Here is a 25,879-nt window from a genome sequence, read left to right as displayed (position 1 = left end):
GAAATCAGAATATTCAGATTTGGCAATATTATTGCTATGAATATTACACATTTAGACCTACTCTATGAAGACAAACTCTACCCTCTCACTTCTTTGCTTCTCGTTGTTGCTCAGTGCACCAGCGCTGTCACAAAACAATAGAATCTCAAAACTGGAACTCAAAGGAAAGGAAATATTTATAGTTGGCCCTACCAACATGCTGCTGGTCGATACATTGATCATGCACGATAAATCAACTATAAAATTCTCACCAGCCACACAAAGTATACTACAGGCAAATGTGGCGTACATCGGCAATAAATGTACTTTTTCATCAAGAGGCATGAACGGTGAAGATGCCAATAAGGAGAGCTCAGGTTCTCCCGGGCAGGATGGTGGCGACCTGGTTTTAATTATGTATCTAAACGAGGTAGGTAGCTTAACAATTGACACAAGGGGTGGTAAAGGCGGAAACGGCAAAAATGGTAGTAATGGGGCCAAAGGCGAGCCTGAACGTACTGAGCAACGAGCTGTGAAAGGCCCGGACGGCAAATACACTATCGAAACAGTGTTTATTCCTCCAAAGCTTGGCACGGATGGCACAAATGCAACCACTGGTTTTGCAGGAGGCTTTGGCGGCAATATCCAGCTAATTTACAGCACTAATGGCTTCGTTCCAATCTTTAATAACTCAAAAGGGAAGAACAGGATAATGATAGAAAATAGTGCGGGCAATCCTGGGAGGAATGGTAGACCAGGTAAAGGTGGACTTGGAAGCATGGATGGCAGACTGATTGAAGTAGCTACTTATAAAACATTTGATGGGGAGTTAAGAATAGAGAAAGTAGAAAGCATTACTTTATAGAGAGCAGATTTGTCAATTTTATTACCTCACGCAAACACAGCAGCTTATGAAAACCAGGATCTCATTACCCGCTATTATTTTACTGTTTCTGAGCCTGCAGGCGGGTGCACAAACTACAAAACTTACCAGACTCGAAATTAAAGAGAAGGAGGTTTATATAGTTGGGCCTGAGAATTCGCTGATCGTTGATACACTCATTATGCAAGACAAGGCTACGATTCGGTTCTCTCCGGAGAAGGCAGGGATACTCAATGCGGATATGGCTATCATTGGTGAAAACTGCACAATATCCTCAAAAGGTGCAGATGGTTTAGATGCGAATGAAAAGATTTCCGGCAGCGCAGGGCAGAATGGAGGGGATTTAAAAATAACCATACATTTTGATAAAGTCGGAAGTCTGACTATTGACACTCGGGGTGGGCAAGGTGGAAACGGGTTACAAGGAAAGAATGGCGCAAAAGGTATAAAAGAGTATAGCAAAGTAAGTTTTATTAAAGAGCCGGACGGTAAAACAATCAGAGTTGTTGAAAATAGTCCCGAACAATTGGGCACAGATGGCACAAATGCTACCACCGGCTTTAACGGCGGCAATGGTGGGGACATCGAATTGGAATACAGCACGAATAACTTCATACCTATTTTTAATAATTCAAAGGGCAAAAACAACATCTTTATCGTTACAAAGGGCGGTATTTATGGTAGAGATGGCAAACCGGGCAAGGGAGGTATTGGTAAAAGAGATGGCAAGCTGATCCAGACCAATAAGGTAAAATCTGTAGACGGGCAGATAAAATTGAAAAATGTAGGTAGCGTGCCGGAACAGGAAAAGTAGTGCAACTGGTAAACTATAGATTTTTATCCTTTTCTGCCGTAATTGTGTATAGAGACATTACAAGAACTTAAACTACTACATGAGCAAAGACTTTCAGACACCCGAAAAAGTGATTTATGTGTGCACGGGGAGCAAATGCAAAAAGAAGGGCGGTAAAGAAAACGGAAAAGCACTGCGTGAACTTATAAAAGATATGGGCTTGAAAGGGCGCGTAGAAGTAGTTAAAACCGAATGCACCGACCGCTGCGATTTTGCTCCTGTCATGTGTTTTCAGCCAGACAACTACTGGATGCACCACACCACCGAACATATGGCCAAGCAGGCTTTTAAAGATCATATTTTAAACAATCCTGATAATCCAGCCTAAATAAAAGAAGCAGCGCCTTTGGTTTATCTCCAAAGGCGCTGCTTTTATAATTAGTTCTAAATAATGGTTTAGCCTTCGTATGTGTCTTCGTAGGTAATTTTTGGTATACGCTTATCAATTTCATACTGGCCGGTACCTTCTTCGCCAATCACATCGAACAGTTCCAGCGCGCGGCGTGCTACATATTCTTCTTCTATCTGTTCTTTCAGGAACCACTGCAGGAACGTGAACGTCACATAATCCTTCGATTTCTGACAGCGGTCGGCAATACGGTTAAACGACTGCGTTACGGCAATTTCCTGCTGCAGGGCCTGCTCAAATACGCTTCTGAACGATTCGAACTCGATCTGCACACCGGTTACGTCCGGCGACACAGCACGGCCGCCCATATCCGATACATATTTGAATAAACGTAGCATATGCTCACGCTCTTCGTCTGATTGTTTTTTAAAATATCCGGCGCTAAAGTCGAAACCATTGCGGTCGCACCAGGCACTCATGGCCAGGTACATGGCCGAGGCATCTGCTTCCATTTTGATCTGCTCGTTAAGCACTTTTTCAATTTCCTCGGTAAGTGAGGTTCTTAGTCGCAATAAGTCCTTCATAGGGTTTAGGGCTATTTATCTGATGTTATATGCACTGGGGCATCCTTTATTCATACTTAAAATAGCACAATATGTTCAGATATGGAAGCCTGCGCAGGAAATATGGAAGCAGTCTAAATAAAAAAGCACAGGTAAACCTGTGCTTATCAACTAGCTATAACTATAGCTTGTGTTATGCAACCTGTGCGTACAGGCATTCGTGCAGCATGCTATTCAATTCCAGCACAAAGCGGGCACCGCTCAGCAACTCCTTAAAATTGTAAACTTCAGGCAGGCTTAACACATACATTCTGTCGCAACCGCAAAGTGTAATCAACTCATAATCAGAGCAACGATCGGTATTGTTCGCCATAGAGCTCAGGTCGATGCTGTCTACTGCTTTTTTCAGACGAAGAAAGGCATCTATTTTATAGGCGGTAACAGATCCGGCAAAATCAACAAATATTCTGTTGCGCTTATCGCATTGGTATACAGCACCGCTTTCAGTCGTAAAAATCTCCTGCATCGTTTGTGTTTTCTGCACCGTTCCCCCTGGGTTCACTTGTGGCTGATTCATGATGACACAAATGTAATTACTATTTAGAATCAGTCCAAATAAATTTTAATGATCTTTATCATGATGTGCTGAAGGAGAGTTAAAAAGTTGTTCTGGAAAGTGATTTAGGAGGTTTTTAGATTTGTCTGGACTGCAGATTAGTAAATTATATGTGTTTTCGGGTTATGCTATAGTTGGAACTATCGTTTTATAGTAGGGGTGAGTTATCCTCCTTCGCCCCCTTCAAAGGGGGACTTTTTGCTACTACTATAGTATGAGCTGTCGTTCTATAGTTACTGAATTGACACCCCTGTAGTCCCCTCAAGGGGACAATCTTTGTCTCTGCTCATAGTATGAGCTGTCGTTCTATAGTTACAGACCACGAACAGGCGGGCGCAGCCTGCCCCTCGGAACTATGACCACGGAAAAGCAATGCAACTATAGCCACTCAACAAACTATAGATTAGCTATCGAAGGATCTCAGTCTTTGGGTTGAGCGCCTTTGACTTGTTGCGGTGGCGTCAGGCAACACGAGCACAGCGAGGGTAGCAAGAAGGCAGCAGCGCGATGCCCGAAGACGGGGCCTCGCGGCCGTGAGCGCTCCAAAGCAACTATAAAACGGTAGGCTGGTTGAGCTCCCAGGATCAGAGGTAACTATAGCACAAGCTGCTAGTGGCAAGTGGAAATTATAACCAACAATAGAACTATAGCTACAACTTTAATTTGAGATAGATTTCTTACTGCGTTCGAAATGACAATAAAGTGGAGGATATATAAGATGTCTCGACTAGGCTCGTCATGACGAAGGATGAACAATAAAAAAGGATACAACTATAGCTGTATCCCTTCCATATTCTTAAATTAAAACTTACGCTCTACCGTAAGCAGTTCTTTCAACTATACTTCGGCCTAAGGTAATCTCATCAGTATACTCCAACTCACCACCAACCGGTACACCACGAGCAATTGTTGTGATCTTCAGGTTCTGGTGATCGCGTAGTTTGCGGGTCAGGTAAAAGGCGGTGGTGTCGCCTTCCATCGTCGGACTGATCGCCATCAGCACTTCTTTTACCTCTGTGTTTGGCAGCAAGCGTTCCAGCAAACTATCTATGTGCAGATCCGATGGACCAACACCTTCTAAAGGCGAAATAACACCACCCAACACATGGTACAAACCTTTGTACTGAGCCGTATTCTCAATCGCAATCACATCCCGAATATCGCTTACCACACAAAGCAGGCTACGATCACGCAATGGATTAGAGCAGATACCGCAAACTTCGGTATCCGAGATGTTATGGCACTGCTTGCAATGTTTTACTTCAGTACGCATCTTCACCAGCGACTCGGCTAGCAGAAACGTGTCTTCCGATTCATGTTTGAGCAGGTGCAGCGCTAAGCGCAGGGCCGTTTTTTTTCCTACACCGGGCAGCTTGGCCAGCTCTTCCACGGCATTTTCTATCAGCTTCGACGGAAACTCCATTTAACCTCCTTACTGAATATCCGCAGAAAGCGATTTTTGGTGCAGCGTAGTGCACATACCTGCCAACTCCTCGTACGAGCCCATTTTAACCGTACACTTGCCTTTGTAGTGGATCAGTAGCGTACATTGCTCTGCTTGTTCCGCCGTGTGGCCGCATACTTTTATAAGGGTCTCGATCACGTGGTCGAAAGTATTCACGTCATCATTAAAAACGATCAGCTGGCGCAGGTCGGTATTTTCTTCCAGCACCGCAACATCTTCCTGATGTAAAATTTCTCTCTCCGTATTCATAGCACAAAATTACGAACTATACAGCACTTTATGAAGCAGATTCTCAAGTATAAATCCACTTATGCCGGCTGCTTAAACTATAGTTTTTAACAATCCGGAACAGTTTATAATTCCTGCAAAAGCAACAACCTGAACTATAGTTTCAGCACCTTGTTAAGCATAAAAGGCTCTATTTTTGCTCTTTAGCCAGAATACTGTTTTCTTGCATATTATTACGATTTCACAACCAACCAATTCACTCTGATGATCCTTTATAACCGCTTAAAAGGTCTGGTCTTTACCCTTCTGCTGGCTGTAGTTTCGCTGCAGTTGCAGGCCCAGGACAAAATGCTGACCATGGAAGATGCCATTATTAACCCGGCGCTTCAACCAGAAAACCTCCGTCAGCTTAACTGGGTAGCAGGCTCCGACGACTTTACCTATGTTAAAGACAATGCACTCGTACGTGGCAACGCGAAATCGACGAAGCACAACACTATACTTACTGTTGATAAGCTGAGCTCGGCAATTCAGGCGGCAGGCGGAAAAGAAGTGAAAAGCTTCCCGATGGTGCAGTGGAGCGATGCCAACACACTAGTGCTGAACATGCAAGGCAAAATCTTTAACTATAACCTGAAAACCGGCAAAGCAACTATCGTTACCACGTATGCTGCTGATGCTGAGAATGCAGAACTGGACCCAACCAAACAGCGCGTGGCTTATACCAAAGGTAACAACTTGTATATTTCGCTTCCGGGTGCTGCAGATGTAGCCGTTACAAATGAAAAGAACGAAGGGATAGTTAATGGCCAGGCAGCACACCGCTCTGAGTTTGGTATTTCAAAAGGTACGTTCTGGTCGCCTACCGGCAAGAACCTGGCATTTTACCGCATGGACCAGACCATGGTAACGGATTACCCACTGGTAGATGTTGCCCCGCTTCCTGCCAAGTTGAACAACATTAAATACCCGATGGCTGGCGGCAAAAGTCACCACGTAACAGTTGGTGTTTACAACACGGCTACCAAGCAGACTACCTTCCTGAAAACCGGCGAACCTGCCGAGCAATACCTGACTAACATTACCTGGAGCCCCGACGAAAAGCACATTTACATTGCTGTCGTTAACCGCGACCAGAACCATATGAAATTAAACCAGTACGATGCAACTACTGGCGAATTTGTGAAGACGCTGCTGGAAGAGAAACACGCCAAGTATGTGGAGCCTGAGAAAGGTTTGTACTTCGTGCCTGGCAAGCCGAACCAGTTTGTAAGAGTAAGCGAGCGAACCGGTTTCGACCACCTGTACTTATATGATGTTAATGGCAAAGAGATCAGAACGCTTACAAAAGGCGACTGGATGATTACGGATGTACTTGGTTTCAGTAAAGATGGCAAGAAACTATACTATAGCTCAACTGGCGAAGGCCCACTGGAGCGCCACTTTTATAGCGTTGACCTGAGCAATGGCAAGAGCACACGCTTATCGCAAGGAAGCGGTACCCACAATGCTACGCTTAGCCCGAACGGCAACTATATCCTGGACAACTATAGCAGCCAGGTAACGCCACGCAAGATCTGGGTGATCAGCAGCAAAGATGGGAAAGTAGCGCAAACACTGCTGAATGCCAAGAACCCGGTAGCTGATTATGCACTTGGCGAAGTTACTATTTTCCCGATTAAAGCTGAAGACGGCACCGACCTGTATACCCGCATGATTACGCCTCCAAACTTTGACAAAAACAAGAAATACCCGGTAGTGGTGTATGTGTATGGCGGTCCGCACCTGCAACTGGTAACTAACAGCTGGATGGGTGGCGCTAACCTTTGGATGCAGTTAATGGCGCAGAAAGGCTACATCGTGTTTACCTTAGACCCACGTGGAACTTCCGGTCGCGGCCTTGAATTCGAACAGGCTACGTTCCGCCAGCTGGGCACTGTAGAAATGGCAGACCAGCTGCGCGGTGTGGAGTACCTGAAATCGTTGCCGTATGTTGATGCCAACCGCTTAGGCATACATGGCTGGAGCTTCGGTGGCTTTATGACTACTACGCTGATGCTGAAATCGCCAGAGACTTTTAAAGTAGGCGTGGCCGGTGGTCCGGTTATCGACTGGAATTACTACGAAATAATGTACACCGAGCGCTACATGGACTCACCGGAGCAAAACCCGGAAGGCTATAAAAATGCCAACCTGCTGAACCACGTAAAGAACCTGAAAGGTAAACTACTGATGATACATGGTACCGTAGATGACGTAGTAGTATGGCAGCACAGCTTGGCGTTCCTGAAAAAAGCGGTGGATGAAGGTGTATTGCTGGATTACTTTGTGTATCCGGGACATGCGCATAACGTACGTGGCAAAGACCGCGTGCACCTGATGCGAAAAGTAACTCAATACCTGGAAGATAACCTGAAACCAGCTACGCAACAATAACTATAAAAAAGGCGCTGAGATCATCAGCGCCTTTTTTGTTACCTGAACTATAGTTTATTCAGATGGAGCAAGAACGCCCGCGCCATAGGTATGGTCGGCAATGTAAACTATAGATTTACCTTAACCCCCTGAATTGCGTACCTTTGCAGCACATCCATAGTTTATAGTTTTATGCCTGCACCTTCTGCATCCTTTAAGAAAGCAATTAAACAGTTAACTGATACCGAAAAGGAAGCGCTTCTTTTAAAAGCCGTTCGCCGCGATGCCGAACTATACGATATGTTCTCGTACGAGCTGGGTGAACTGACACTGGAGGAATTGCAGGAACGAAGCCAGGATGTGATACATGAGCTATTACTGAACGCTACGGGCCGCAGCCTGACCAAAGCGCTGGCCAAGGCTTTGCGTAAAGCCATAAAAGAGATTGCCCGCTTCAAGCGCATCACCAAAGACAAAAAAGCCGAAGTTGAGCTGCACCTGTATACCCTGGATATTATCTTCCGGAACTATACCGGCCAATTCGATAGCTACTATAAAGTATTTTATACTTCTACGGCTAGGCTCTTGCTTAAAACCATTCAGCTCATCCGCAAAAACCTGCACGAAGATTACCACCTGGAGTATAAGGATACTGTAGATGATTACCTGAGCCAGATCCGGAACCGCAATAAACCGCTGCCAGTAGAGCTGCCACAAGAGTTTGAAGTAGATTAATCGTCTGAACCTGGATCAGAGGATTAATAAATATTCGGAATTGGCTCTCTATGATTTATAGCTGGCGTTGGTCCAACCACCTCTAACTCCTCCTTGTCTAAGGCGGGGAGTTTTATGGCTACTACTGTAGTTGAGGTATAGTTTATAGTTAACATTTTAACCCACCCCTACCCCTCCCAAGAGGGGAATTCTGCTATTGCTATAGTTGGAGTTATAGTTTTATAGTTGATGTTAGTCCAACCACCCCTGCCCCTCCTTATCCAAGGAGGGGAACTTTGACATTGCTATAGTTACTTTGTTGTGACATAGTTACAGCATGAGAGCAGGACAGGTTTACCTGGCCCCATGGAGTTACTACCACGGAAAGGCGATGTAACTATAACCACACAACAAACTATAGCTGTAGCTATCGAGTGATTTCAGTCTTTGGGTTGAGCGCCTTTGACTTGTTGCGGTGGCGTAAGCCAATCCGAGGGACGAGGAGAGCAAGAAGGCAGCAGCGCGATGCCCGAAGACGGGGCCTCGCGGCCGGGAGCGCACCAAAGCAACTATGACAACAGTAGGCTGGTAAAGCTCCCAGGATCAGTAGTCGCTATGAAAGAAACTGCTTGTGGCATGTAGTAACTATAGTTAGCTAAAGGACATATAAGATTTCTCGACTGCGCTCGAAATGACAATAATGTAATGGACATATAAGATGTCTTGACTACGCTTACCATGATTAAAATTACTCAGGCAACTCACTTACCTGTATCTCTTCTAAATTTATTTCAGATAGTTGCTTCAGTTTGCCTGCTTCAAAAGCCTTGTCGTAGTTCTGGATCGGGAAGTTTTTGTCTGCTACGGTATAGTTGATGTAGTCCTGGAAACGAATACCGCCTATCGTTCGTGGGTTTACAGCCTCGCGGAAACGGGTGCCGCTGCCATCCACTATAAACGAGTAAGCCAGGTAATCCATCGTGTAGTTCTTTTGATGGAACCAGTATACGTACTCATCTTCGTGGTCTTCGCCGCCGCCTTCTTCGGCAAACGTAACCTTCACTTTGTAATAAGGCTCTCCTTTTATAGTTGCTTCGCCGAGGTACTCTTTCTGCACGGCAGCATCATTTAAAAAATAAGGCAGCAACGCGAAGTAGATCACAGAGTTTACAGAGTTGCTAAATGCCTGCTTACGCTCGTCCGGTAGGTCGACTACTTCATCGTTTATAGTTCGGGTAAAGCCACTGTTGCGCAGCACGTCGTGCACGTGCTGGCCCGTAGAGTCGGTAAAGGAGCGGCTGTATACAAAAGCGCCATTATCACGGAGCGAACGGTACACTTTATCGCGGAGTCTGAACTGGATGATGCCTTTATCGAACTTGCTGCCGCCGTGTGCAACTATAGCTTTGTCTACAATCTGCTGGGCAGAGGGAGCTTCGGGCTTGCAGGCTGCCAGTAAACAGATGAATAAAAGAAGGGCTAGGGAAGTACGGATCAGGCGCATGAGGTTAAACAATTTTGGTACTGAAACTATAAAGGTAGCGCATATCTTATAAAAAAACCGCCCCGGCACTACAAAGAGCACCGGGGCGGAATCAAAACCTTAATTATCTACGAGAGATTACTGCTTTGCAGTTACATTGAATGATACAGTGAAATCATCCATGATCACGTTATCACCTAAGTTATCGAAGAAGCTCTTAGAGCCATACTTCACATCATACTTAGAGCGGTCAACTTTTACATCAGCTTTAGCAGATACCACACCATTTTTAGTTGTGATAGTAGCCGGGAACTGAACTGGCTTCGTAATGCCTTTGATTGTAAGCAAGCCATTTACGTTATAGTTTGGCTTGCCGGCAGCAGCCTTCGCAATCGGAGCTAAAGACTTAATTTCGAAAGTAGCGGTTGGGTGCTTTTCTACGCCAAAGAAATCATCAGACTTCAGGTGACCTACCAGTTTGCCGTTGTACTCAGCATCTTTAATATCTTCTACAGAGATAGAGTTCATGTCAATTACGAACTTACCGCCTGTTACTTTGTTTTTATCTACAGTAAGGTTACCGCTCTTCAGGGCAATAGCGCCATAGTGCTCGCCACCAATTTTCTTACCATTCCATTTTACTTCGCTCTGCTCAACAACAGCATTATAAACACGTCCTTTAGATGAGCTTACTACTTCTGTAGTTGACGCAATCGTGTTATCAGTTTTTGTTGTATTACCAGCGTAAGCCGTTAGCATAAGGGCACCGGCAAGTGAGGCAAGAATTGCTACTTTTTTCATCGTACTTAAATTTAATTTATTGTTAGGTATTGGTTACTTTATTAGTCTCTAATCTTATCGAGCAGGGTATTAAGGGTTTCGGCTTCCTGTTCTGTCAGGTTGCGCAATCCTGATTTGGTGCCACCATCCAGTTCATCCATCTGCTTCAGCAGCGCCAGTGCCTTGTCTGTGATCAGCACATCTACTGTGCGGCGGTCTTCGGGGCACTGCTTGCGTGTTACCAGCTCTTTAGCTTCCAGCTTATCTACAATGCGCGATGCGTTGGAAGTTTTATCCAGCATGCGCTCTATAATCATGCTGATGGTTGCCGGCTTTGGGTGTTGCCCGCGCAGGATGCGCAGCACATTATATTGCGGCAACGTTACACCAAAAGGTTTGAACTGCTTGCTCTGCTCCTGCTCCAGCCAGTTAGAAGTATACAGTACATTAATGTATGCTTTGTGATACTCGCTTTTGAAGGCGCTCTGCTTTATTTCTTCTTCAATTTTCATTTACACTACTGAATGATGATGCAAATTTAGTGTACATACATTTAATGTACAAACATATTACACATTTTTTTTCGGATTGGTTTCAAAAAGGTAGAAATTAATTGCTGGTGGTTGAATTGTTGATGGTTAACAAGCTGTCAGAGCTGCTCCATTAAGCTATAGTTGCCGCATCTTTTTCAGATCATCCTGATAAAACGCTCCTGCTTTTCCCTAGCGCACCTTGCGTGAGCCTTTACGCCCTCTGCGGTTAATCTAAATCCTTCATGAACGCAAAGAAGGCGCTATAAGTCAATAGTTATGCGTAATACAAACCACAAACAATTAACCATCAACAACCAACAATTAAACCTATAGTTAGAAATAAAGTACCCCCCGCTCTTCGCGCACCAATTTAAACGGCTCATCTTCCACAATCAGAAAACCGTCCAGGTCGGCAAAATCGAAGCCGGCGCTCAGCTGCATAGCACACCAGATACCCAGGCTTGTTTCAACCATGCACCCGATCATACCAATAAGGCCATGTTTGCGCACTTCCTTCAACAATCGTACCGCATTCAGGTAGCCGCCAGCTTTCATCAGCTTTATGTTCACCCCATGGAATTCCTGTCGCAGCAAGGCAAAATCAGCATCATCGGTTACAGATTCGTCTGCTATAAGCGGCAACGGGCTGAGTGGTTTAAGGTGGGCATAAGCCGCTGCTTCGGAGGCTGGCATAGGTTGCTCTATAAATAGTACCCGTTGTTTATCTATGGTTTTCAGAAAACCCAGCAGCGTGTCAGGGTCTTTCCAGCTCTCGTTGCCATCTATTACCACCGGTTTTTGCACCACATCCAGCACTTCCTGCAGCAGATCTGGGCCTTGCTCACTGTTTACTTTGATCTTTAAACATGGGAAACGCTGTAAATTGTGCTGCAGTATAAAATCCTTAACCTGCCCCGGCTCCATTATGGGCAACGAAAAACAGGTGGCCTGCTGATGTGGCAATGGCTGGCCCAGCAACTGGTAAATTGGTATTTGTTTCACCTGACAGTAGTAATGCAGATAGGCAGCCTCTACGGCAAAGCGCAGCGAGTTTACAGGCGGGTGCTCAGTAAGCAGCTGCAGCAGGTCTTCCATCGATTTTATAGTTGCCAGCCCTGCCATCAGCAGCACCTGGTACTGCTGCAGCAACAGATCAGGAGTTTCGCCATAGCGAATGTTGGGAGCAGCTTCGCCAAAACCACTAAAAGTACCATCCGATACCTGAACCAGAAAATTCAGCTTCTCGTCGCTTGAATTGCGCGCAATACGCCAGGTGTACTTTAATTTGAGGTGCAGCGCCTCAATGCGCCATGTCAGCATATCGTTTCCTTATGTAGATATTCTCCAATATACTGATTACGATCTATATAAGATGCAGCCTCGCCATAAGTACCTAGAAGCAAAATTCTGCAACTTTTAGCCTTGGCATTAAGCTCCTTCTGATTATATTTGCTAAATATCACGTAGTGTTCCGGAAGCTGAAAACCGGTTTTGTTGCCTTTAAACACATTTAAACAGCTGGCAGGCTACCAACAGACGCTTGCTAAACTTTACTCTTTTCATGAAAAAACTCTCCTTTATTCCATTGGCTGCGCTGCTAAGCATCACGCTGGCAGCAATTGTTACGGTACTGCAGCATTATGGCATCATTAACTTATCTACCGATGTACTGCGTGCCGTGCGCTGGGCTTGTATTGGTGTAGTGCTGGTTTACGGTATCAAGAAAAAGTCGCTTACCACCTGGATCCTGATCAGTATGATCGTGGGTGCTAACATAGGATATGATTTCCCGGAAGTAGGGCAAAGTCTGAATGTACTGAGTAAAGTTTTCCTGAAGCTGATCAAAACCATTATTGCGCCGCTTATTTTCGCTACACTGGTAGTTGGTATTGCCGGACACTCTAACCTGAAACAGGTGGGCAGTATGGGCTGGAAAGCCTTGGTGTACTTTGAGGTAGTGACAACTATAGCCCTGTTTATTGGTCTGGCTGCCATTAACCTGAGCAAAGCCGGCGAAGGCGTAGACATGAACCTGGCAGAAGTAAACGAGGAAATTACAGCCCCTGAAAAGCAATCTGCCGCCGATATTATCCTGCATACATTCCCGGAAAACATTGCCAAATCGGTCGCGGAAGGTCAGGTTTTACAAATTGTAGTGTTCAGTGTGTTGTTTGCTATTGGCCTTGCTATGGTAACCGAGAAGAAGCGTAAGCCAATGCTCGATTTCTGCGAGAGCTTATCTGAGACCATGTTCAAGTTCACGAACGTCATCATGTACTTTGCGCCGGTTGGTGTGGGTGCTGCTATTGCTTATACTGTGGGGCACATGGGGCTCGGTATTCTGGTCAACCTGTTCCAGTTACTTGCTACATTGTATGTAGCGCTGCTTGCGTTTGTGTTGCTGGTACTGCTACCTGTTGCTTTAATCGCCCGCGTTCCGGTTATCCGTTTCCTGAAAGCTATCTCGGGTCCGGTTTCAATTGCCTTTGCTACTACAAGCTCAGAAGCTGCCCTACCACGTGCCATGGAAGAAATGGAGAAATTAGGTGTGCCGCGTAAGATCGTAGCTTTCGTAATGCCAACCGGCTATAGTTTTAACCTGGATGGTACAACGCTATACCTGTCGTTAGCTGCAGTGTTTGTGGCGCAGGCTGCTGGCATTCCGCTTAGCTGGGATCAGCAATTGGTAATGGTATTTACCCTGATGCTAACCAGTAAAGGGGTGGCCGGTGTACCAAGAGCCTCATTGGTAATCCTGCTAGGAACTGTAGCATCTTTCGATCTGCCTGTTTGGCCTGTGTTTGCCATCCTGGGTATAGATGAGCTGATGGACATGGCACGTACTTCGGTTAACGTAACCGGTAACTGCCTTGCTACCGCTGTAGTTGCCCGCTGGGAAGGTGAGCTGAACATACAACCAGAAACTGGTATTGTAGCAACTACAAACCCTGAGCTGGCCGCCGAACTTCCGGAAGCTGAGCAGGAAAAATCAAAAGAACTGGTATAACTATAGTTCATAAATAGCTGAAATCCCCGCCCATACCAGGCGGGGATTTTTTATGCATCTGCTCACCGATAAATCCTTCAGGTTAATAGACACAAACCTGCTTTATATCTGATAACTTGAGCAAAAAAAGGTATTCTGCTATATTTAAGCATCCGGATTACCGTACATACATAAACTTTAACCTACTAAAACTATAAAACATGAGAAACAAGATAGTAGCGATGCTGCTGCTCATGCTATGCACCATTTCGGCTGTGATAGCGCAAAACCAGCAAAGCAGTAAGATTCTGCCCTACCCTATCCACCAGAAAAAGCTAGATAATGGCCTGAACGTGGTAACAGTACCCTACAACAGTCCGGGCATTGCTGCCTTTTATATAGTTGTAAGAGCCGGCTCGCGCGAAGAAGTGGAGAAAGGCAAAACCGGTTTTGCACACTTTTTTGAGCACATGATGTTCCGGGGCACTGACAAATACAGCACTGAAGCTTATGGCGATATTATGAAGGAAATGGGCGCTGCCGCCAACGCCAACACCAGCATCGACCGCACCCTGTACCACATGACCGGTAACGCCGATATGCTGGACAAGATGTTCGAGATCGAAGCAGACCGTTTCCAGAACCTGAAATACAGCGTGCACGATTTTAAAACTGAAGCCGGCGCCGTGAAAGGCGAGTATACCAAGAACTCCGCCAGCCCATACCAGCACCTATACGAAAAACTGGTAGGCACTGCCTTTACCAAGCATACCTACGCGCATACCACCATGGGCTTTTTTGAAGACGTGGTAGATATGCCTAACCAGTACGATTACTCCCTTACCTTCTTCGACCGCTTTTACCGCCCGGAATACACCACCATACTGGTAGTAGGCGATGTAACACCGGAGCGTGTAAACAACCTGGCGCAGCAATACTTTGGCAACTGGAAGCGCGGCAACTATAAGCCTAACATTGCAACAGAGCCAAAACAAACTCAAACACGCTATGCGCACGTGCAGCAGCAAGGTTTTCCGCCATATTTAACACTGGCCTTTAAAGGACCTGCTTTCTCTGACAACAGCAAAGACCTGCCGGCACTGAGCATTCTTTCCAACATCCTTTTCTCGCAGAACTCCGACCTGTACCGCAAACTGGTAGTGCAGGAGCAGAAGGCACGTTTCATCGGTGGCGGCCCGCAGTTCTCCCGCGACCCGAACCTGATTTCTTACTCGGCATCAATAGTAAATGCAAACGATATGCAGTATGTGAAAGACGAGATGATGCGCGTGCTGAACGAAGCCAAAACCAAGCCGATAGACGCAAAGAAGATCGCCGACACCAAATCGCGCATCAAGTATAGCTTTGCCATGAGTATGGACAGCCCCGACGCCATTGCCAATTCGCTGTCGCAGTACATCTGGCTGACAGGCAACCCGGAAGCACTCAATAACATGTATGCAGTGTTCGACACCGTTACGGCCAAAGACCTGATGGATGTAGCCAAAAAGTACTTTACACCAACTACGCTCACGGTAGGTACCATTGCCCCGACAGAGAAATCGCCTGTAAAGTAATTTTATAGTTAACCAGATTTAGAAAGAGAAACGATGAAAAAGATAGCTGCTTATATATTGCCTGTTGCCCTGTTGGCTGCCTCCTGCACCAAACAGCCGCAGGCATCTCAGCAAACCACCACTACTGATACCGCCACAACCACCGAGACAGCTCCTGTAGCCTTTGATGCCAACACGGCTTTTGGTCCGGGCAAAGTAGTAGAATTACAGAATCCACAGTCGAACAAGGTTATTATTAAACTGATGTTCAAAAACGGCTCTATGGCTGACCCAAAGGGCAAAGAAGGTTTGACCTATGCTACTGCCCAGATGATCGCTAACTCCGGTACACAGGACATGACCGTTACCCAGATTCGCGACAAGATTTACCCGTGGGCGGCTGGTTATGGCGCCAGCACCGATAAAGAAGTTACTACTTTTACTTTTATAGTGCACCGCGATTTCCTGAATGATTTTTATCCGATCGTGCGTGGACTGATGCTGCAGCCAGCTTTTGCCGAAGACGACTTTAAACGTGTAAAATCGAACCAGCAGAACTTTGTTGACCAGGTGATTCGTGCTTCATCAGATGAAGAGTACAGCAAAAAAGCTCTGGAAGACCTGTTGTTCCGGGGCACCAACTACCAGCACATGGTTGAAGGCACTTCGGCCAGCGTACCAAATATTACCCTGGAGGATGTGAAGAACCACTGGCGCAGCCTGTTTACCCGCAACAACCTGATGATAGGCGTGGCCGGCAACTATAGCGCTGACTTCCTGAACAAACTGAAGGCTGATATGGCGCAGTTATCAGAAGTGAAGCCAACTATACCACTGGCTGGTCAGCCTAACAAACCGAACGGCGTACAGGTAGAGATCATTCAGAAATCTGATGCGTTGGGCTCGGCTATCTTTACTGGTACACCGATGCCGGTAACGCGCTCTGCCGATGATTTTGCTGCGCTGATGGTAGCTAACTCGTTCCTGGGTGAGCACCGTAAGAGCTACGGCAAACTATACGACAAAATCCGCTCTGTGCGCTCCATGAACTATGGCGATTACTCTTACATTGAGTGGTACGACCAGGGCGGTAGCTTCCAGTTGCCAAACCCGGGCGTGCCGCGTACATCCAACTACTTTGCCCTCTGGATTCGCCCGGTACAGATTGCCGAAGGTTTGAAGCAGCAGTATGCCGAACTAAAGGACATCAATGTAGGCCATGCACACTTTGCCCTGCGCCTGGCCATGCGCGAAGTGGATAACCTGATCAAGAATGGCATGACGGAGCAGGAGTTTGAATTGACCCGTAAGTTCCTGCGCTCTTACATGAAGCTATATGCCCAGACCGAAGAGAAGCAGTTAGGCTTTATGATGGACTCACGCTTTTATGGCCGCGAAGACTACCTGAAAGAGATGGACCAGTTATTGGCTAACCTGACGGTGCAGCAGGTGAATGATGCCGTAAAAAAGTACTGGAATGTGCAGAACATGTACGTAACTATAGTTACCGACGACAGCGAAGCTGAGCCACTGAAGCAGGCGCTACTGAACAACACGCCCTCGCCGATGAGCTACTCTAACCTGGTAAAAGAAGGCCTGCCGAAAGAAGTACTGGCCGAAGACGACATCATTGCCAACTATAAGCTGAACGTGAAAGACGTGAAGATTGTAGACAGCAAGGATACCTTTAAATAAACTATAGTTTATAGTTCCGGAAGCCGGAGTTCTGATCTGCAGGGCTCCGGCTTTTTTATAGCTGGCATTATTTTGGTTATAGCAAAATCAGAATATAGTTTTCCATTAATCTACAATTAGATACTTTTGCAGACTTTTAGATTGTAATTTATGAAACAAACTTACACCCTTCTGTTTGTGCTTGTTATGTTATGCGCGGGTTGCTCTGAGCCGGAAGATTACTCCCCGGTTTTGCGTGGCACTATTAGCGGGAAAGTAATAGCCTACAACGAGTACCAGGAACCTGAATCTGCGGAAGGTGCTACTGTAACTATAACCGGTTACAAAATAAACATGCAGGCCACTACTGATGCCGCTGGCAACTATAGCATTGAAAATGTACCGCACACAGACCTAATAATTACTGCCCAGAAGCCCGGCTTTAAAGGCAGTCAGCGTGCAGAACTCAATTTCTTTACCGAGAAAGAGGAAATAGATATCCGGATGTCGAAAGCGCCCTCTGTTTATGTAAAACAGGCTGAGCTGTTCTGGCACCAGAACGATGCCTTGAGAGCAAACTTTATATTAAGTGCTGCTGTGCCTGCTGGTAAAGATTATAAGATAGCCACATTTGTAGGTAAAACACCCGATGTATCAGACACAAACTATGCGGTTAAAAGTGTAAACGGCTTTACGTCACTTGGCGAAGATAGCAACCTGGTACTTCCATCAATCTCTGTTGAAAGCCTTAAAAACAGGCACGGCTTTAAGGCCGGCGATGTGGCATATGTAAAGATATACACAGGCGCAACTGTAATTTATGGCTACTGGGAAGGCGATAAGTATTTCGAGGGGCCGGGGCTTAACACCAGCAACGCGCAAACCTTCACGATCAGGATACCATAAAACTGCAGGCAGCATAGCCTATAGTTTAAAAGCACAAAAGCCGCAGCGTAACACCTGCGGCTTTTTTATTTCAGTCTACCAATTAAAATCATCTTTCCACAAAAAATATAGTATTAACAGTATGTTTCATTTGCATAAATCATATTTTATAATAAAATTACACAAATAAATCTATCTATATTTCCAAATCATGATCACTAACTGAACTATATGAAAAAGGTATTCAAATTTATTGGCTACGCATTGGTAGGCATCCTGGCCATTATTGCTGCCGGTATAATCTACATGCAGTATGCTTTTCCGAACGTGGATGCGGCTCCTGCCATAACAGTAAAGGCAACACCTGAGTTACTGGAAAAGGGTGAGTACCTGGCAAACCACGTAGCTGTGTGTATAGACTGCCACTCGGAACGTGACTGGACTCGGTTTGCAGGGCCTGTAGTGCCGGGCACCGAAGGCAAAGGCGGCGACCGCTTCGACCATTCAATGGGTTTTCCGGGTGTGTTTTATGCCAAAAATATTACCTCTGATAAAGAAACCGGTCTTGGCAGCTGGACCGATGGCGAAATTTACCGCGCCATTACATCCGGCGTAAACAAAGAGGGCGACCCGCTCTTCCCGGTAATGCCCTACAAATCTTTCAGCCAGATGCAGGAGCAGGATGTTTATGCCATTATTGCCTACCTGCGCACCCTTGACCCGATCAAAAACAATATCCCGAAGTCGGATGCGGACTTCCCGATGAACCTGATCCTGCGCACCATGCCATCTACTCCTGAAAACAACATGAAAGCGGTGCTCGACGACGATCAAGTCTCAAGAGGGAAATACCTTGTTACCATTGCTTCGTGCAACGAATGCCACACCCCTGCTGACAAAGGCACACCAATAGCGGGCAAAGAACTGGCTGGTGGTTTCGAGTTTAAGCTGCCGAGCGGTACACTGCGCTCAGCCAATATTACGCCAGATGAAGAAACCGGCATTGGTGCCTGGAGCGAAGAGGCTTTTGTTGCCCGCTTTAAGCAACACGAGAACCCTGAGATGGCAAACCAGAAGCTTGCTCCCAACGATTTTAATACTATTATGCCATGGGGTATGTATGCAGGTATGACGGAAAAAGACCTGCGTGCCATTTACCAGTACCTGCGCACCGTAGAGCCAAAGAAGAACAAAGTAGAAAGATATACACCGGCAACTCCTAAATCATAATCTATAGCTTTAACCTTATCTGCCAGAGAGCCTTTTGTTGTTGCAAAAGGCTCTTTTTTATATCTTTAATAGGCTCTAACAAGCTAAAACAGACACGTATAACCGATCAGAACTATAGCTCCTCACCTATGAAACTACTTATAACAATAGCCCTTGTATTTGTAACAGCACTCAGCACCACGGCGCAGAGTCAGACACACGAGCTGCATGATTTTGTAAAGCGGTTTGATTACTTCCTGAAAACCAACACGGCCAAACTGAGCTGGTCTGCCAAAGATTCTGCCAACACCATGCCCGTGCCCATGCCCAACGCTATGGACGCCAGCAGAACCCGCATCCCCGACCCCACAACCGGCCTTTGGCATTACCCGAACCTGCACAAAGTATATGACCCCAAAACCGGCTTTTACATGGATTATGAAGGTTACAAATACTATAGTTATAAAGCTGATACTATAACAGGCAGCATTTATAAAGGAAAAGAGCCTGTGCAGATTAAGCGTACCGAAAAGGTGAAGCAATAACTATAGTTCAGTTATCAGCTTCTCATATTGCGCATGGGTGAGCTGCCAAAGGTTTACTTCCTGCTCAAAATTTATAGTTCCGGGTATGGTTGTGTGCCGCTTTACAAACTCGAAACCTGTTTTAGCCAGTGTTTTATTCGGAGCAGGATTATGTGCATAAGGCTCACAGTAAAGGGTTTTAAGCTGCAGCTTCTCGAAGTAGAATGGGAGTGATTTCTTAACCAGTTCCGTACCAACTCCTCTTTGCCTGAGCGCCGGTTGCCACAAATGCAGGTGCATATAGGCTGAATCACCAAACACGATCTTGTTCACGTTGCTGTGCCCTACAGGTGTGTTATCTTCCTCCCAAATCAGGGCATAACTCTTCCGTTCGTTAACCGGCAAACTTAGCTGTTGCGTGAGCATGGCAGCCCATTCCTCCCTGTTTGGTAACTTAGCCAGGTCTACACCCATGCCAATTAAAAAGTCAGGTTCGGCGTTAAGCCAGTAATCTGCTAATAGCGGGATGTCTTTTGTCTCAAGTTCGCGTAAACTTAGGTGTGGCATAATGCTATAGTTGTTTGCTATAGTTAAGGTAACTATAATTCCGATTACTCCAGCTCCCGGATAACTTTGCAGGGATTGCCTGCCGCAAACACATCAGCAGGTATGTCTTTGGTAACTACGCTGCCTGCACCTATCACAGTCCTGTCGCCAATGGTTACGCCGGGGCAAATTACCACGCTGCCGCCTACCCAGACGTCTTCGCCTATCGTAATGGGCTTGGCAGATTCCAGTCCGGTGGCGCGTTCTTTATAGTTGAGCGGGTGCGTGGCGGTATAGATCTGTACATTCGGCCCGAAAAGCGTGCGGCTGCCAATTGTTACCGGCATCACATCCAGCACTACGCAGTTAAAATTGAAAAACACCTTTTCGCCGATAATCATATTATAGCCATAATCGCAGTAAAACGGGGGTTGCAGCCACAGGCCTTCGCCGGCATAGGGTATCAGTTCTCTTAAAATGCGGGCACGTTCGATGGGGTAATCTTCGCGGGAGTTATTAAGTTGTTGCAGCAGCAGCCTTGTCTTCGTCCGCTCTTCTGATAGTTGTGGGTCCAGTGCATCGTACAGCTCTCCAGCCAGCATTTTTTCTTTTTCGGTTTTCATCGGGTGTTAATTGGTTTATAGTTAGCAACTATAGTATGCTGGTGAATACTCTACTCACTGGCTTTAGTTATGTTAATGTTTAAATCATGTTTTGAGCAGTTTGCCATAAATCAAACAATATTTATTGTTTATCAATAAATATTGTTTATACTTACAACATAAACTATAAAACCCGACAACTATGGAAAAGCATACCAAAACCCAGACGCAGACGATCCTGACTATCATGCACGTACTGGCCTGGATTGTATTTATAGGTTTACTGATAAAAACAGGCGCTATACTTTTCACTTTTATATTCAGCTACTTTAAGCCAACTGTGGCGCAGGACCTCTACCGCGGCCTCGACCTGTATGACCTGCGTCAGGCGAGTTTTTACAACTATAGTTTACATTATTCATTTATAGTTGCTTTGTCTGCCATGAAAGCCTACATCGCTTACCTGGTTATCCAGACATTGTCTAAGGTTAATTTGCAAAACCCGTTTACAGCTGAAGTGGCCGGCAGAGTAGCAGCCATTAGTTATGTTTTGCTGGGCAGTTGGATTGTGCTGCAGCTAAGCAGTGCGCACAGCAAATGGCTGGCAAAAAGCACAGGCGAATTGCTGAGCAGCGGCAATGGAGGCGAATATTTATTTATAGCCGGGCTGGTATTTATAATTGCCCAGATCTTTAAGCGCGGCGTTGAAATTCAGTCTGAACAAGAGTTAACCGTTTAAACCATGCCTATAGTTGTGAACTTGGATGTGATGATGGCTAAACGGAAAATGTCGCTGAACGAGCTGTCGGAGAAAGTGGATATTACGCTCTCAAACCTGTCCATCCTTAAAACCGGCAAAGCCAAAGCCGTTCGTTTTAGTACCCTGGAAGCGATCTGTAAAGCCCTGGATTGCCAGCCGGGAGATTTACTGGAGTATGCCGAAGATTGATGAACGTAGCGTTCTTCTATTTAGTTTGGATTCAGGTTTTACGTCGGTTGCAGGTCTGTAACCATATCTTCAAGCATATGCGCTAATATAGGAGCACATTTTTCCTGGCATGAAGGATAAAAATGGCTGTGTTTCCAGGTAGCTGATTTAGGGGATTGCCCCCACCAGAACTCTGCCAAAGCTAAGGGCTGCATCTGGTGCCGGAAGGCGTAGTGTAATAGTTTAGGAGCAGCGCATTCACCGGCCCCGGCAGGCGGGTTATTGTTAAATTGTTTTTGAAAGATGGTGCGCAGGCTTTTTTCTTGCCCGGCCTGGTTCAGGAAATGATATTGGTCAAAAAGTTTAGCCTGTAACGCAACAGATGTCGTTTTTCGCAACTGCTGAAGCGCACCGATCATCTCCTTGTTGTCTGCCAGTTCTTCCTGTAGTTCCTTTATCTGCTTGCTTATCTGTGTAAGCTCCTGCATTCCGATGTTTAGAAAACTGCCTTCTTTAAGGGCATCATATACCGGGGGAACGAACTTTGCATGATGATAACCTCCCGCCAATTTACCCGAAAAGGCTGCCAGGTATCCGACCTCATGCTGGGCAGTTCTGACGACCAACACCCCAAACATTTTACCAATGATCCTGCCTTCACTGCTATCGTTCAGCCCGAAGTTATGCTCCCACTCCTTCTGCTCGCTTAGGTAATCCTGCAATTCTCTGGATGCCAGTAAGCTGATAGGGTGAGGTTTATAGTTAAAAGGATCGGTAAACGTATCAGGTAAAGCAAAATGCTCTATTGATTCATTAAACGGGATAAAGAAGTTATTTCGGGGAGGTAAGGAAGGCGGCAAGCTGATACTTTTACTATTAATAGGGTGCAAAAGTAGCAAGAATAGCCAAGAGTTTGTCCGGTTTAGCAGAATTGCATTATATATTCTAACCAACCAGTAAGTATAGCCTTAGAACTACTATCAGAAACACGCATTGATTTGTAAAGCATAAGCTCGCCAACTGGAATACTTGCTGATGTTTGCCGAAGAGTAACCATACCGCCAGTTTGAGCGCAGCGGTAACTGGTGGTTGTGCATGGCAGCAGTTTGCAACTGGCGAAACTATAGTTAGCTACTAGTATTAACGCCTATCAATTTCTCTCCACCATGAAAAGTTGTCAGAAATTATTATTTCATTCTTTTCATAGTGTAATGTTGTTTTCATTGGTATTGTTCTATACTGCAAATTATACTTGTCTGCAAGATGACGTATCTCTGGAGTATCATCATAAGTTAACATATACTTTCCCTTTAATAGAGACGTCAGCCTAAATAGGTTTTCGTGGTCAATGTTGTAGTGAGTATATAGTCGCTTACCCGCAATTGTGTATGGTGGATCTATAAAAAAGTAAGCATTTCCGTTATCCAAATTTTGTTCTAAAACATGAAAAGCGTCGCCTTTTAGAAATTCTATTTTATCTTTCACATAACCAATTGCTAATATTCTATCACGTAGTGTTTTAGGATACCAACGAGAAGTAATTCCTTTTCCCTTCTCTCCATTTTTAATCATTCCTGAACCTTTAGCTAATATACCACCGTGAAAAACCCTATTTTTAAGAATTGTACAGAAAGCAATATCGCGAAGCTCTTTGTTCGGATTCTCTAATTCTGCTTTTACATTTGCATGGGTCAAATCATATGTATAGATTTTATCTGCAAGCCATTTGTTACTACCATTCAAAATAACTTCCCAGACGGCAGCAACTTCTTCGTCCAATTCAACCATAGTAATTTTGTCAGCCAGTTTTTCAAATGCTGCTGTCAAACTTACGATACCGCCACCTGCAAAGGGTTCTAGTAATTCATCTACCGTTCTGTTTTCCTGTTTTAACCATTGCCTAACTGTTGGGACCAACCATGTCTTACCACCTGGGTACCTGAAAGGGCTTCGCTGGGGCACAGACGCAACATTAATAATAGATTGGGTATTACTTGCTTCGCCAATATCAAATAAGGTCATTTGATTCTTCATTCTACCACTATGCTTTCAATGTTATTAATATCAGATGTACCCGCTCTTTTATTGTCGAGTTTCTTTTGCAATATTTCGGTGAATTCATTTATTGCACCCGCTTCAAACTTAGCAATTTGTTCCAAAGCATTCGCAAACTTTGTATAAACAACCCGCTGCAGTTTAAGCGATAGTGTTTTAGCCTCTTCATCAGCTACAAGATCATAAAGAAAAAAAGCAAAATCTGACTCAGCTTTATCAAATTCAGGCAGCGCTGGGAGTGTATCATAGAAACTTGTCTGTAATGCTACGACCTGCTTTTTGCCCCATTGCTTTAAAATCGAACCTTTAGCAATTATTTGTGGAATTAAACGCTTTCTTGACGAAGAAAGATAATCTGGCTTAGGATATTTGAAAGCCTGTGTCCAAGTAAAGTCAGGCGTTGGTTGTTCCATGTATGCAGAGAACGGACCAGTTAAATTTCCTGAAATATAGACAGCCTGAACTTCAAGTGAACCAAAATCTATTATTCTGCCTTTATCATCATAAGACACTAAAACATAGTCGATATTACCTGCTGACTTTCCATGTTTATCTTTTAATCTTATCTCTCCAATATGGGTCCAGGTAGCCTTATTATTGAAAATAAAACTTGCAGCATCACTAATGATACTCCAGTCTTCTCGGAACCTTATAGGACAAATTACTACTTGCTTGCCTTTATGATTTAGACTACAAACACCTAAAGGGAACTCAATACTATTCTTAGTGCAATTGGAAACGATATTATTGAAGGGGCAAAGTTTATTACTCTGATAACGTTTAGCTCTTTCGCTTTCATTATCTATAGGAAAGCCAAAAACTTCACCTAGGGGTTGTAAATCTTTATTTGAGCTCATATTACCAAAAATAATAAAATTAGCTAACTATAGTTTATAGCTCAAAATATAAATATAACCCCTACCCCTTCAAATAATCCACCATTAATTCAGCGGCGCGTTCGGCGGTGCGGTATTCTCCTATTTTCTCACGCACCAAGGCATAACCTTCTTTCTGTCTTTTGATGAAAACCTTATCGAAGAGGATGCTTTTGAGTTCGGCGGTTACCTGTTTGCCTGTAAAGTCGTCTTGGATGAGTTCGGTAACGACAGGTTTGTTGGCGATCAGGTTTACGAGGGAGATGTAAGGCACTTTGATCACCATTTTACCAATGGTGTAAGATATTTTGCTGGTTTTGTAGCATACTACCTGCGGCACGTTAAACAGGGCTGTCTCGAGGGTGGCTGTGCCGGACGTAACCAGGGCCGCTACCGAGTGCGAGAGCAGGTCGTAGGTCTGGTCGTATACTATTTTAATGTTCTTGTCTTTGTTGTACTGCTCGTAATACTCCTTCCCGAACGTTGACACACCGGCCACTACAAATTGGTAATCGCGGAACGAAGGGAGCACGCTCAGCATCACATCCAGCATGTTCTCAATTTCCTGGGCGCGGCTGCCGGGCAGTATGGCAACGATAGGTTTGTTGTTCAGCAGCCGGTTTTTCAACCTGAAGTCCGGGTTCGCCACGTGGTCGGTTACTGAATCTGATACCGGGTTACCGATGTAATCCACGTCGTAATCAAAGCGCTTGTAGAAATCCTTCTCAAACGGCATGATCACAAACATGCGGTCTACTACTTTTTTGATTTTGTGTGCACGACCCTGGTTCCAGGCCCAGATCTTCGGGGATATGTAATAGAAAACCTTCAGCCCTTTACTTTTGGCAAACTTGGCAATGCGCATGTTAAAACCGGCATAATCCACCAGTATCACCACATCAGGTTTATAGTTGGCGATGTCGGCTTTCGCTTCTTTCAGGTAACCGAAAATCTTGCGCAGGTTCTTAATTACTTCGGCAAAGCCCATAAAAGCCATGTCCTGGTAATGGCGCACCAGCTCCATTCCGGCTTCCTGCATCATATCGCCGCCCCAGCCACGTATCTGAGCCTCGGGATCTTTCTTCCTGAGTTCTTTTATAAGATTGGAACCATGCAAATCACCTGATCGCTCGCCAGCTATAATGTAGTATTTCATGTAATGCAGAAACGTAATGGGC

Annotated in this window: 27 protein-coding genes; 13 read left to right on the top strand and 14 right to left on the bottom strand. The window is 45.2% G+C overall.

Features of this window, described 5'->3' with window-relative positions; all coding sequences use genetic code 11:
* Positions 1-64 precede the first annotated feature (64 nt).
* The 3 genes from GXP69_RS10445 to GXP69_RS10435 all read left to right on the top strand — a co-directional run bounded on the left by GXP69_RS10445 (position 65) and on the right by GXP69_RS10435 (position 2,043).
* Positions 65-844, top strand: coding sequence for a hypothetical protein (locus tag GXP69_RS10445; protein ID WP_163915012.1), 780 nt, complete (start codon positions 65-67; stop codon positions 842-844).
* A gap of 46 nt (positions 845-890) precedes the next feature.
* Positions 891-1,676 (top strand): hypothetical protein, encoded by a 786-nt coding sequence (locus tag GXP69_RS10440; protein WP_163915011.1) that lies wholly within the window; start codon positions 891-893, stop codon positions 1,674-1,676.
* 79 nt (positions 1,677-1,755) lie between these two features.
* Entirely contained in the window at positions 1,756-2,043 is a 288-nt protein-coding gene (locus tag GXP69_RS10435) for a (2Fe-2S) ferredoxin domain-containing protein (protein ID WP_163915010.1), read from the top strand.
* A gap of 68 nt (positions 2,044-2,111) precedes the next feature.
* Here GXP69_RS10435 and GXP69_RS10430 read toward each other — a convergent pair whose 3' ends face one another.
* The 4 genes from GXP69_RS10430 to GXP69_RS10415 all read right to left on the bottom strand — a co-directional run bounded on the left by GXP69_RS10430 (position 2,112) and on the right by GXP69_RS10415 (position 4,957).
* Positions 2,112-2,648 (bottom strand): ferritin, encoded by a 537-nt coding sequence (locus GXP69_RS10430; RefSeq protein WP_163915009.1) that lies wholly within the window; start codon positions 2,646-2,648, stop codon positions 2,112-2,114.
* Positions 2,649-2,820: 172 nt separating this feature from the next.
* A complete protein-coding gene (locus GXP69_RS10425; RefSeq protein WP_163915008.1) occupies positions 2,821-3,204 on the bottom strand; it encodes a hypothetical protein in 384 nt (127 codons plus the stop codon).
* 847 nt (positions 3,205-4,051) lie between these two features.
* Positions 4,052-4,666: a recombination mediator RecR gene (recR, locus tag GXP69_RS10420; protein ID WP_163915007.1), complete on the bottom strand. Its 615-nt coding sequence runs from the start codon at positions 4,664-4,666 to the stop codon at positions 4,052-4,054.
* Between the two features lie 9 nt (positions 4,667-4,675).
* On the bottom strand, positions 4,676-4,957 hold the full coding sequence (locus GXP69_RS10415; RefSeq protein WP_163915006.1) for an ATP-dependent Clp protease adaptor ClpS: 282 nt from the start codon (positions 4,955-4,957) through the stop codon (positions 4,676-4,678).
* A gap of 243 nt (positions 4,958-5,200) precedes the next feature.
* On the opposite strand from GXP69_RS10415, the gene GXP69_RS10410 reads away from it, so the two are divergent.
* Together GXP69_RS10410 and GXP69_RS10405 are read left to right on the top strand one after the other, a co-directional pair.
* Entirely contained in the window at positions 5,201-7,372 is a 2,172-nt protein-coding gene (locus GXP69_RS10410; RefSeq protein ID WP_163915005.1) for a S9 family peptidase, read from the top strand.
* Positions 7,373-7,543: 171 nt separating this feature from the next.
* Complete coding sequence (locus tag GXP69_RS10405; protein ID WP_163915004.1) at positions 7,544-8,086, top strand: hypothetical protein; 543 nt, start codon at positions 7,544-7,546, stop codon at positions 8,084-8,086.
* A gap of 727 nt (positions 8,087-8,813) precedes the next feature.
* On the opposite strand, the gene GXP69_RS10400 is transcribed toward GXP69_RS10405, so the two are convergent.
* The 4 genes from GXP69_RS10400 to GXP69_RS10385 all read right to left on the bottom strand — a co-directional run bounded on the left by GXP69_RS10400 (position 8,814) and on the right by GXP69_RS10385 (position 12,181).
* Positions 8,814-9,569: a DUF6503 family protein gene (locus tag GXP69_RS10400; protein WP_163915003.1), complete on the bottom strand. Its 756-nt coding sequence runs from the start codon at positions 9,567-9,569 to the stop codon at positions 8,814-8,816.
* A gap of 117 nt (positions 9,570-9,686) precedes the next feature.
* On the bottom strand, positions 9,687-10,349 hold the full coding sequence (locus GXP69_RS10395) for a YceI family protein (RefSeq protein ID WP_163915002.1): 663 nt from the start codon (positions 10,347-10,349) through the stop codon (positions 9,687-9,689).
* 41 nt (positions 10,350-10,390) lie between these two features.
* Positions 10,391-10,840 carry a MarR family winged helix-turn-helix transcriptional regulator gene (locus GXP69_RS10390; RefSeq protein ID WP_163915001.1) on the bottom strand — a complete coding sequence of 150 codons (450 nt, stop codon included), beginning with the start codon at positions 10,838-10,840 and terminating at the stop codon, positions 10,391-10,393.
* Between the two features lie 354 nt (positions 10,841-11,194).
* Entirely contained in the window at positions 11,195-12,181 is a 987-nt protein-coding gene (locus GXP69_RS10385; RefSeq protein WP_163915000.1) for an enolase C-terminal domain-like protein, read from the bottom strand.
* A gap of 241 nt (positions 12,182-12,422) precedes the next feature.
* Here GXP69_RS10385 and GXP69_RS10380 point away from each other — a divergent pair, with 241 nt between their 5' ends.
* The 6 genes from GXP69_RS10380 to GXP69_RS10355 all read left to right on the top strand — a co-directional run bounded on the left by GXP69_RS10380 (position 12,423) and on the right by GXP69_RS10355 (position 19,716).
* Complete coding sequence (locus GXP69_RS10380) at positions 12,423-13,868, top strand: dicarboxylate/amino acid:cation symporter (RefSeq protein WP_163914999.1); 1,446 nt, start codon at positions 12,423-12,425, stop codon at positions 13,866-13,868.
* A 200-nt stretch (positions 13,869-14,068) separates the two neighbouring features.
* Positions 14,069-15,424, top strand: coding sequence for a M16 family metallopeptidase (locus GXP69_RS10375; RefSeq protein ID WP_163914998.1), 1,356 nt, complete (start codon positions 14,069-14,071; stop codon positions 15,422-15,424).
* A gap of 33 nt (positions 15,425-15,457) precedes the next feature.
* Positions 15,458-17,098 (top strand): M16 family metallopeptidase, encoded by a 1,641-nt coding sequence (locus tag GXP69_RS10370; protein WP_163914997.1) that lies wholly within the window; start codon positions 15,458-15,460, stop codon positions 17,096-17,098.
* 150 nt (positions 17,099-17,248) lie between these two features.
* Entirely contained in the window at positions 17,249-17,983 is a 735-nt protein-coding gene (locus GXP69_RS10365) for a carboxypeptidase-like regulatory domain-containing protein (protein WP_163914996.1), read from the top strand.
* 210 nt (positions 17,984-18,193) lie between these two features.
* On the top strand, positions 18,194-19,192 hold the full coding sequence (locus GXP69_RS10360; protein WP_163914995.1) for a c-type cytochrome: 999 nt from the start codon (positions 18,194-18,196) through the stop codon (positions 19,190-19,192).
* 128 nt (positions 19,193-19,320) lie between these two features.
* On the top strand, positions 19,321-19,716 hold the full coding sequence (locus GXP69_RS10355; protein ID WP_163914994.1) for a hypothetical protein: 396 nt from the start codon (positions 19,321-19,323) through the stop codon (positions 19,714-19,716).
* Here the strand turns inward: GXP69_RS10355 and GXP69_RS10350 are convergent, their stop codons facing one another.
* Positions 19,717-20,262 (bottom strand): GNAT family N-acetyltransferase, encoded by a 546-nt coding sequence (locus tag GXP69_RS10350; protein ID WP_204281986.1) that lies wholly within the window; start codon positions 20,260-20,262, stop codon positions 19,717-19,719. It lies immediately after the preceding gene.
* Between the two features lie 44 nt (positions 20,263-20,306).
* The gene (locus GXP69_RS10345) at positions 20,307-20,864 is read right to left on the bottom strand and encodes a sugar O-acetyltransferase (protein WP_163914993.1); all 558 of its coding nucleotides are present in this window, start codon (positions 20,862-20,864) and stop codon (positions 20,307-20,309) included.
* A gap of 181 nt (positions 20,865-21,045) precedes the next feature.
* Between GXP69_RS10345 and GXP69_RS10340 the strand changes: the two genes are divergently transcribed.
* Positions 21,046-21,582 carry a DUF2975 domain-containing protein gene (locus tag GXP69_RS10340; protein WP_163914992.1) on the top strand — a complete coding sequence of 179 codons (537 nt, stop codon included), beginning with the start codon at positions 21,046-21,048 and terminating at the stop codon, positions 21,580-21,582.
* 3 nt (positions 21,583-21,585) lie between these two features.
* Positions 21,586-21,792 (top strand): helix-turn-helix domain-containing protein, encoded by a 207-nt coding sequence (locus tag GXP69_RS10335; RefSeq protein WP_163914991.1) that lies wholly within the window; start codon positions 21,586-21,588, stop codon positions 21,790-21,792.
* A 38-nt stretch (positions 21,793-21,830) separates the two neighbouring features.
* On the opposite strand, the gene GXP69_RS10330 is transcribed toward GXP69_RS10335, so the two are convergent.
* The 4 genes from GXP69_RS10330 to lpxB all read right to left on the bottom strand — a co-directional run bounded on the left by GXP69_RS10330 (position 21,831) and on the right by lpxB (position 25,857).
* Positions 21,831-22,631 (bottom strand): pseudouridylate synthase, encoded by an 801-nt coding sequence (locus GXP69_RS10330; RefSeq protein WP_204281985.1) that lies wholly within the window; start codon positions 22,629-22,631, stop codon positions 21,831-21,833.
* A 280-nt stretch (positions 22,632-22,911) separates the two neighbouring features.
* Complete coding sequence (locus GXP69_RS10325; RefSeq protein ID WP_163914990.1) at positions 22,912-23,805, bottom strand: DNA adenine methylase; 894 nt, start codon at positions 23,803-23,805, stop codon at positions 22,912-22,914.
* Entirely contained in the window at positions 23,802-24,683 is an 882-nt protein-coding gene (locus GXP69_RS10320; protein WP_163914989.1) for a NotI family restriction endonuclease, read from the bottom strand. Before GXP69_RS10320 ends, GXP69_RS10325 begins: the two co-directional genes overlap by 4 nt.
* Before the next feature lie 61 nt (positions 24,684-24,744).
* Positions 24,745-25,857 (bottom strand): lipid-A-disaccharide synthase, encoded by a 1,113-nt coding sequence (gene lpxB, locus GXP69_RS10315; RefSeq protein WP_163914988.1) that lies wholly within the window; start codon positions 25,855-25,857, stop codon positions 24,745-24,747.
* Between the last annotated feature and the right edge of the window lie 22 nt (positions 25,858-25,879).

This window comes from Pontibacter burrus (genome assembly GCF_010686685.1).
Taxonomy (GTDB): domain Bacteria; phylum Bacteroidota; class Bacteroidia; order Cytophagales; family Hymenobacteraceae; genus Pontibacter; species Pontibacter burrus.
Note: the sequence above shows the minus strand (reverse complement) of the source record. Positions and strands in the feature narration are given on the sequence as shown.

What these genes read in the sequence shown, in the direction of transcription:
- GXP69_RS10355 (WP_163914994.1), top strand. Translation starts at nt 19,321, where the DNA reads ATGAAACTACTTATAACAATAGCCCTTGTATTTGTAACAGCACTCAGC.
- lpxB (WP_163914988.1), bottom strand. Translation starts at nt 25,857, where the DNA reads ATGAAATACTACATTATAGCTGGCGAGCGATCAGGTGATTTGCATGGT.
- GXP69_RS10365 (WP_163914996.1), top strand. Translation starts at nt 17,249, where the DNA reads ATGAAACAAACTTACACCCTTCTGTTTGTGCTTGTTATGTTATGCGCG.
- GXP69_RS10445 (WP_163915012.1), top strand. Translation starts at nt 65, where the DNA reads ATGAAGACAAACTCTACCCTCTCACTTCTTTGCTTCTCGTTGTTGCTC.
- GXP69_RS10410 (WP_163915005.1), top strand. Translation starts at nt 5,201, where the DNA reads ATGATCCTTTATAACCGCTTAAAAGGTCTGGTCTTTACCCTTCTGCTG.
- GXP69_RS10415 (WP_163915006.1), bottom strand. Translation starts at nt 4,957, where the DNA reads ATGAATACGGAGAGAGAAATTTTACATCAGGAAGATGTTGCGGTGCTG.
- GXP69_RS10390 (WP_163915001.1), bottom strand. Translation starts at nt 10,840, where the DNA reads ATGAAAATTGAAGAAGAAATAAAGCAGAGCGCCTTCAAAAGCGAGTAT.
- GXP69_RS10335 (WP_163914991.1), top strand. Translation starts at nt 21,586, where the DNA reads ATGCCTATAGTTGTGAACTTGGATGTGATGATGGCTAAACGGAAAATG.
- GXP69_RS10400 (WP_163915003.1), bottom strand. Translation starts at nt 9,569, where the DNA reads ATGCGCCTGATCCGTACTTCCCTAGCCCTTCTTTTATTCATCTGTTTA.
- GXP69_RS10375 (WP_163914998.1), top strand. Translation starts at nt 14,069, where the DNA reads ATGAGAAACAAGATAGTAGCGATGCTGCTGCTCATGCTATGCACCATT.
- GXP69_RS10435 (WP_163915010.1), top strand. Translation starts at nt 1,756, where the DNA reads ATGAGCAAAGACTTTCAGACACCCGAAAAAGTGATTTATGTGTGCACG.
- GXP69_RS10320 (WP_163914989.1), bottom strand. Translation starts at nt 24,683, where the DNA reads ATGAGCTCAAATAAAGATTTACAACCCCTAGGTGAAGTTTTTGGCTTT.
- GXP69_RS10405 (WP_163915004.1), top strand. Translation starts at nt 7,544, where the DNA reads ATGCCTGCACCTTCTGCATCCTTTAAGAAAGCAATTAAACAGTTAACT.
- GXP69_RS10430 (WP_163915009.1), bottom strand. Translation starts at nt 2,648, where the DNA reads ATGAAGGACTTATTGCGACTAAGAACCTCACTTACCGAGGAAATTGAA.
- GXP69_RS10360 (WP_163914995.1), top strand. Translation starts at nt 18,194, where the DNA reads ATGAAAAAGGTATTCAAATTTATTGGCTACGCATTGGTAGGCATCCTG.
- GXP69_RS10325 (WP_163914990.1), bottom strand. Translation starts at nt 23,805, where the DNA reads ATGAAGAATCAAATGACCTTATTTGATATTGGCGAAGCAAGTAATACC.
- GXP69_RS10425 (WP_163915008.1), bottom strand. Translation starts at nt 3,204, where the DNA reads ATGAATCAGCCACAAGTGAACCCAGGGGGAACGGTGCAGAAAACACAA.
- GXP69_RS10385 (WP_163915000.1), bottom strand. Translation starts at nt 12,181, where the DNA reads ATGCTGACATGGCGCATTGAGGCGCTGCACCTCAAATTAAAGTACACC.
- GXP69_RS10440 (WP_163915011.1), top strand. Translation starts at nt 891, where the DNA reads ATGAAAACCAGGATCTCATTACCCGCTATTATTTTACTGTTTCTGAGC.
- GXP69_RS10395 (WP_163915002.1), bottom strand. Translation starts at nt 10,349, where the DNA reads ATGAAAAAAGTAGCAATTCTTGCCTCACTTGCCGGTGCCCTTATGCTA.
- GXP69_RS10340 (WP_163914992.1), top strand. Translation starts at nt 21,046, where the DNA reads ATGGAAAAGCATACCAAAACCCAGACGCAGACGATCCTGACTATCATG.
- recR (WP_163915007.1), bottom strand. Translation starts at nt 4,666, where the DNA reads ATGGAGTTTCCGTCGAAGCTGATAGAAAATGCCGTGGAAGAGCTGGCC.
- GXP69_RS10370 (WP_163914997.1), top strand. Translation starts at nt 15,458, where the DNA reads ATGAAAAAGATAGCTGCTTATATATTGCCTGTTGCCCTGTTGGCTGCC.
- GXP69_RS10350 (WP_204281986.1), bottom strand. Translation starts at nt 20,262, where the DNA reads ATGCCACACCTAAGTTTACGCGAACTTGAGACAAAAGACATCCCGCTA.
- GXP69_RS10380 (WP_163914999.1), top strand. Translation starts at nt 12,423, where the DNA reads ATGAAAAAACTCTCCTTTATTCCATTGGCTGCGCTGCTAAGCATCACG.
- GXP69_RS10345 (WP_163914993.1), bottom strand. Translation starts at nt 20,864, where the DNA reads ATGAAAACCGAAAAAGAAAAAATGCTGGCTGGAGAGCTGTACGATGCA.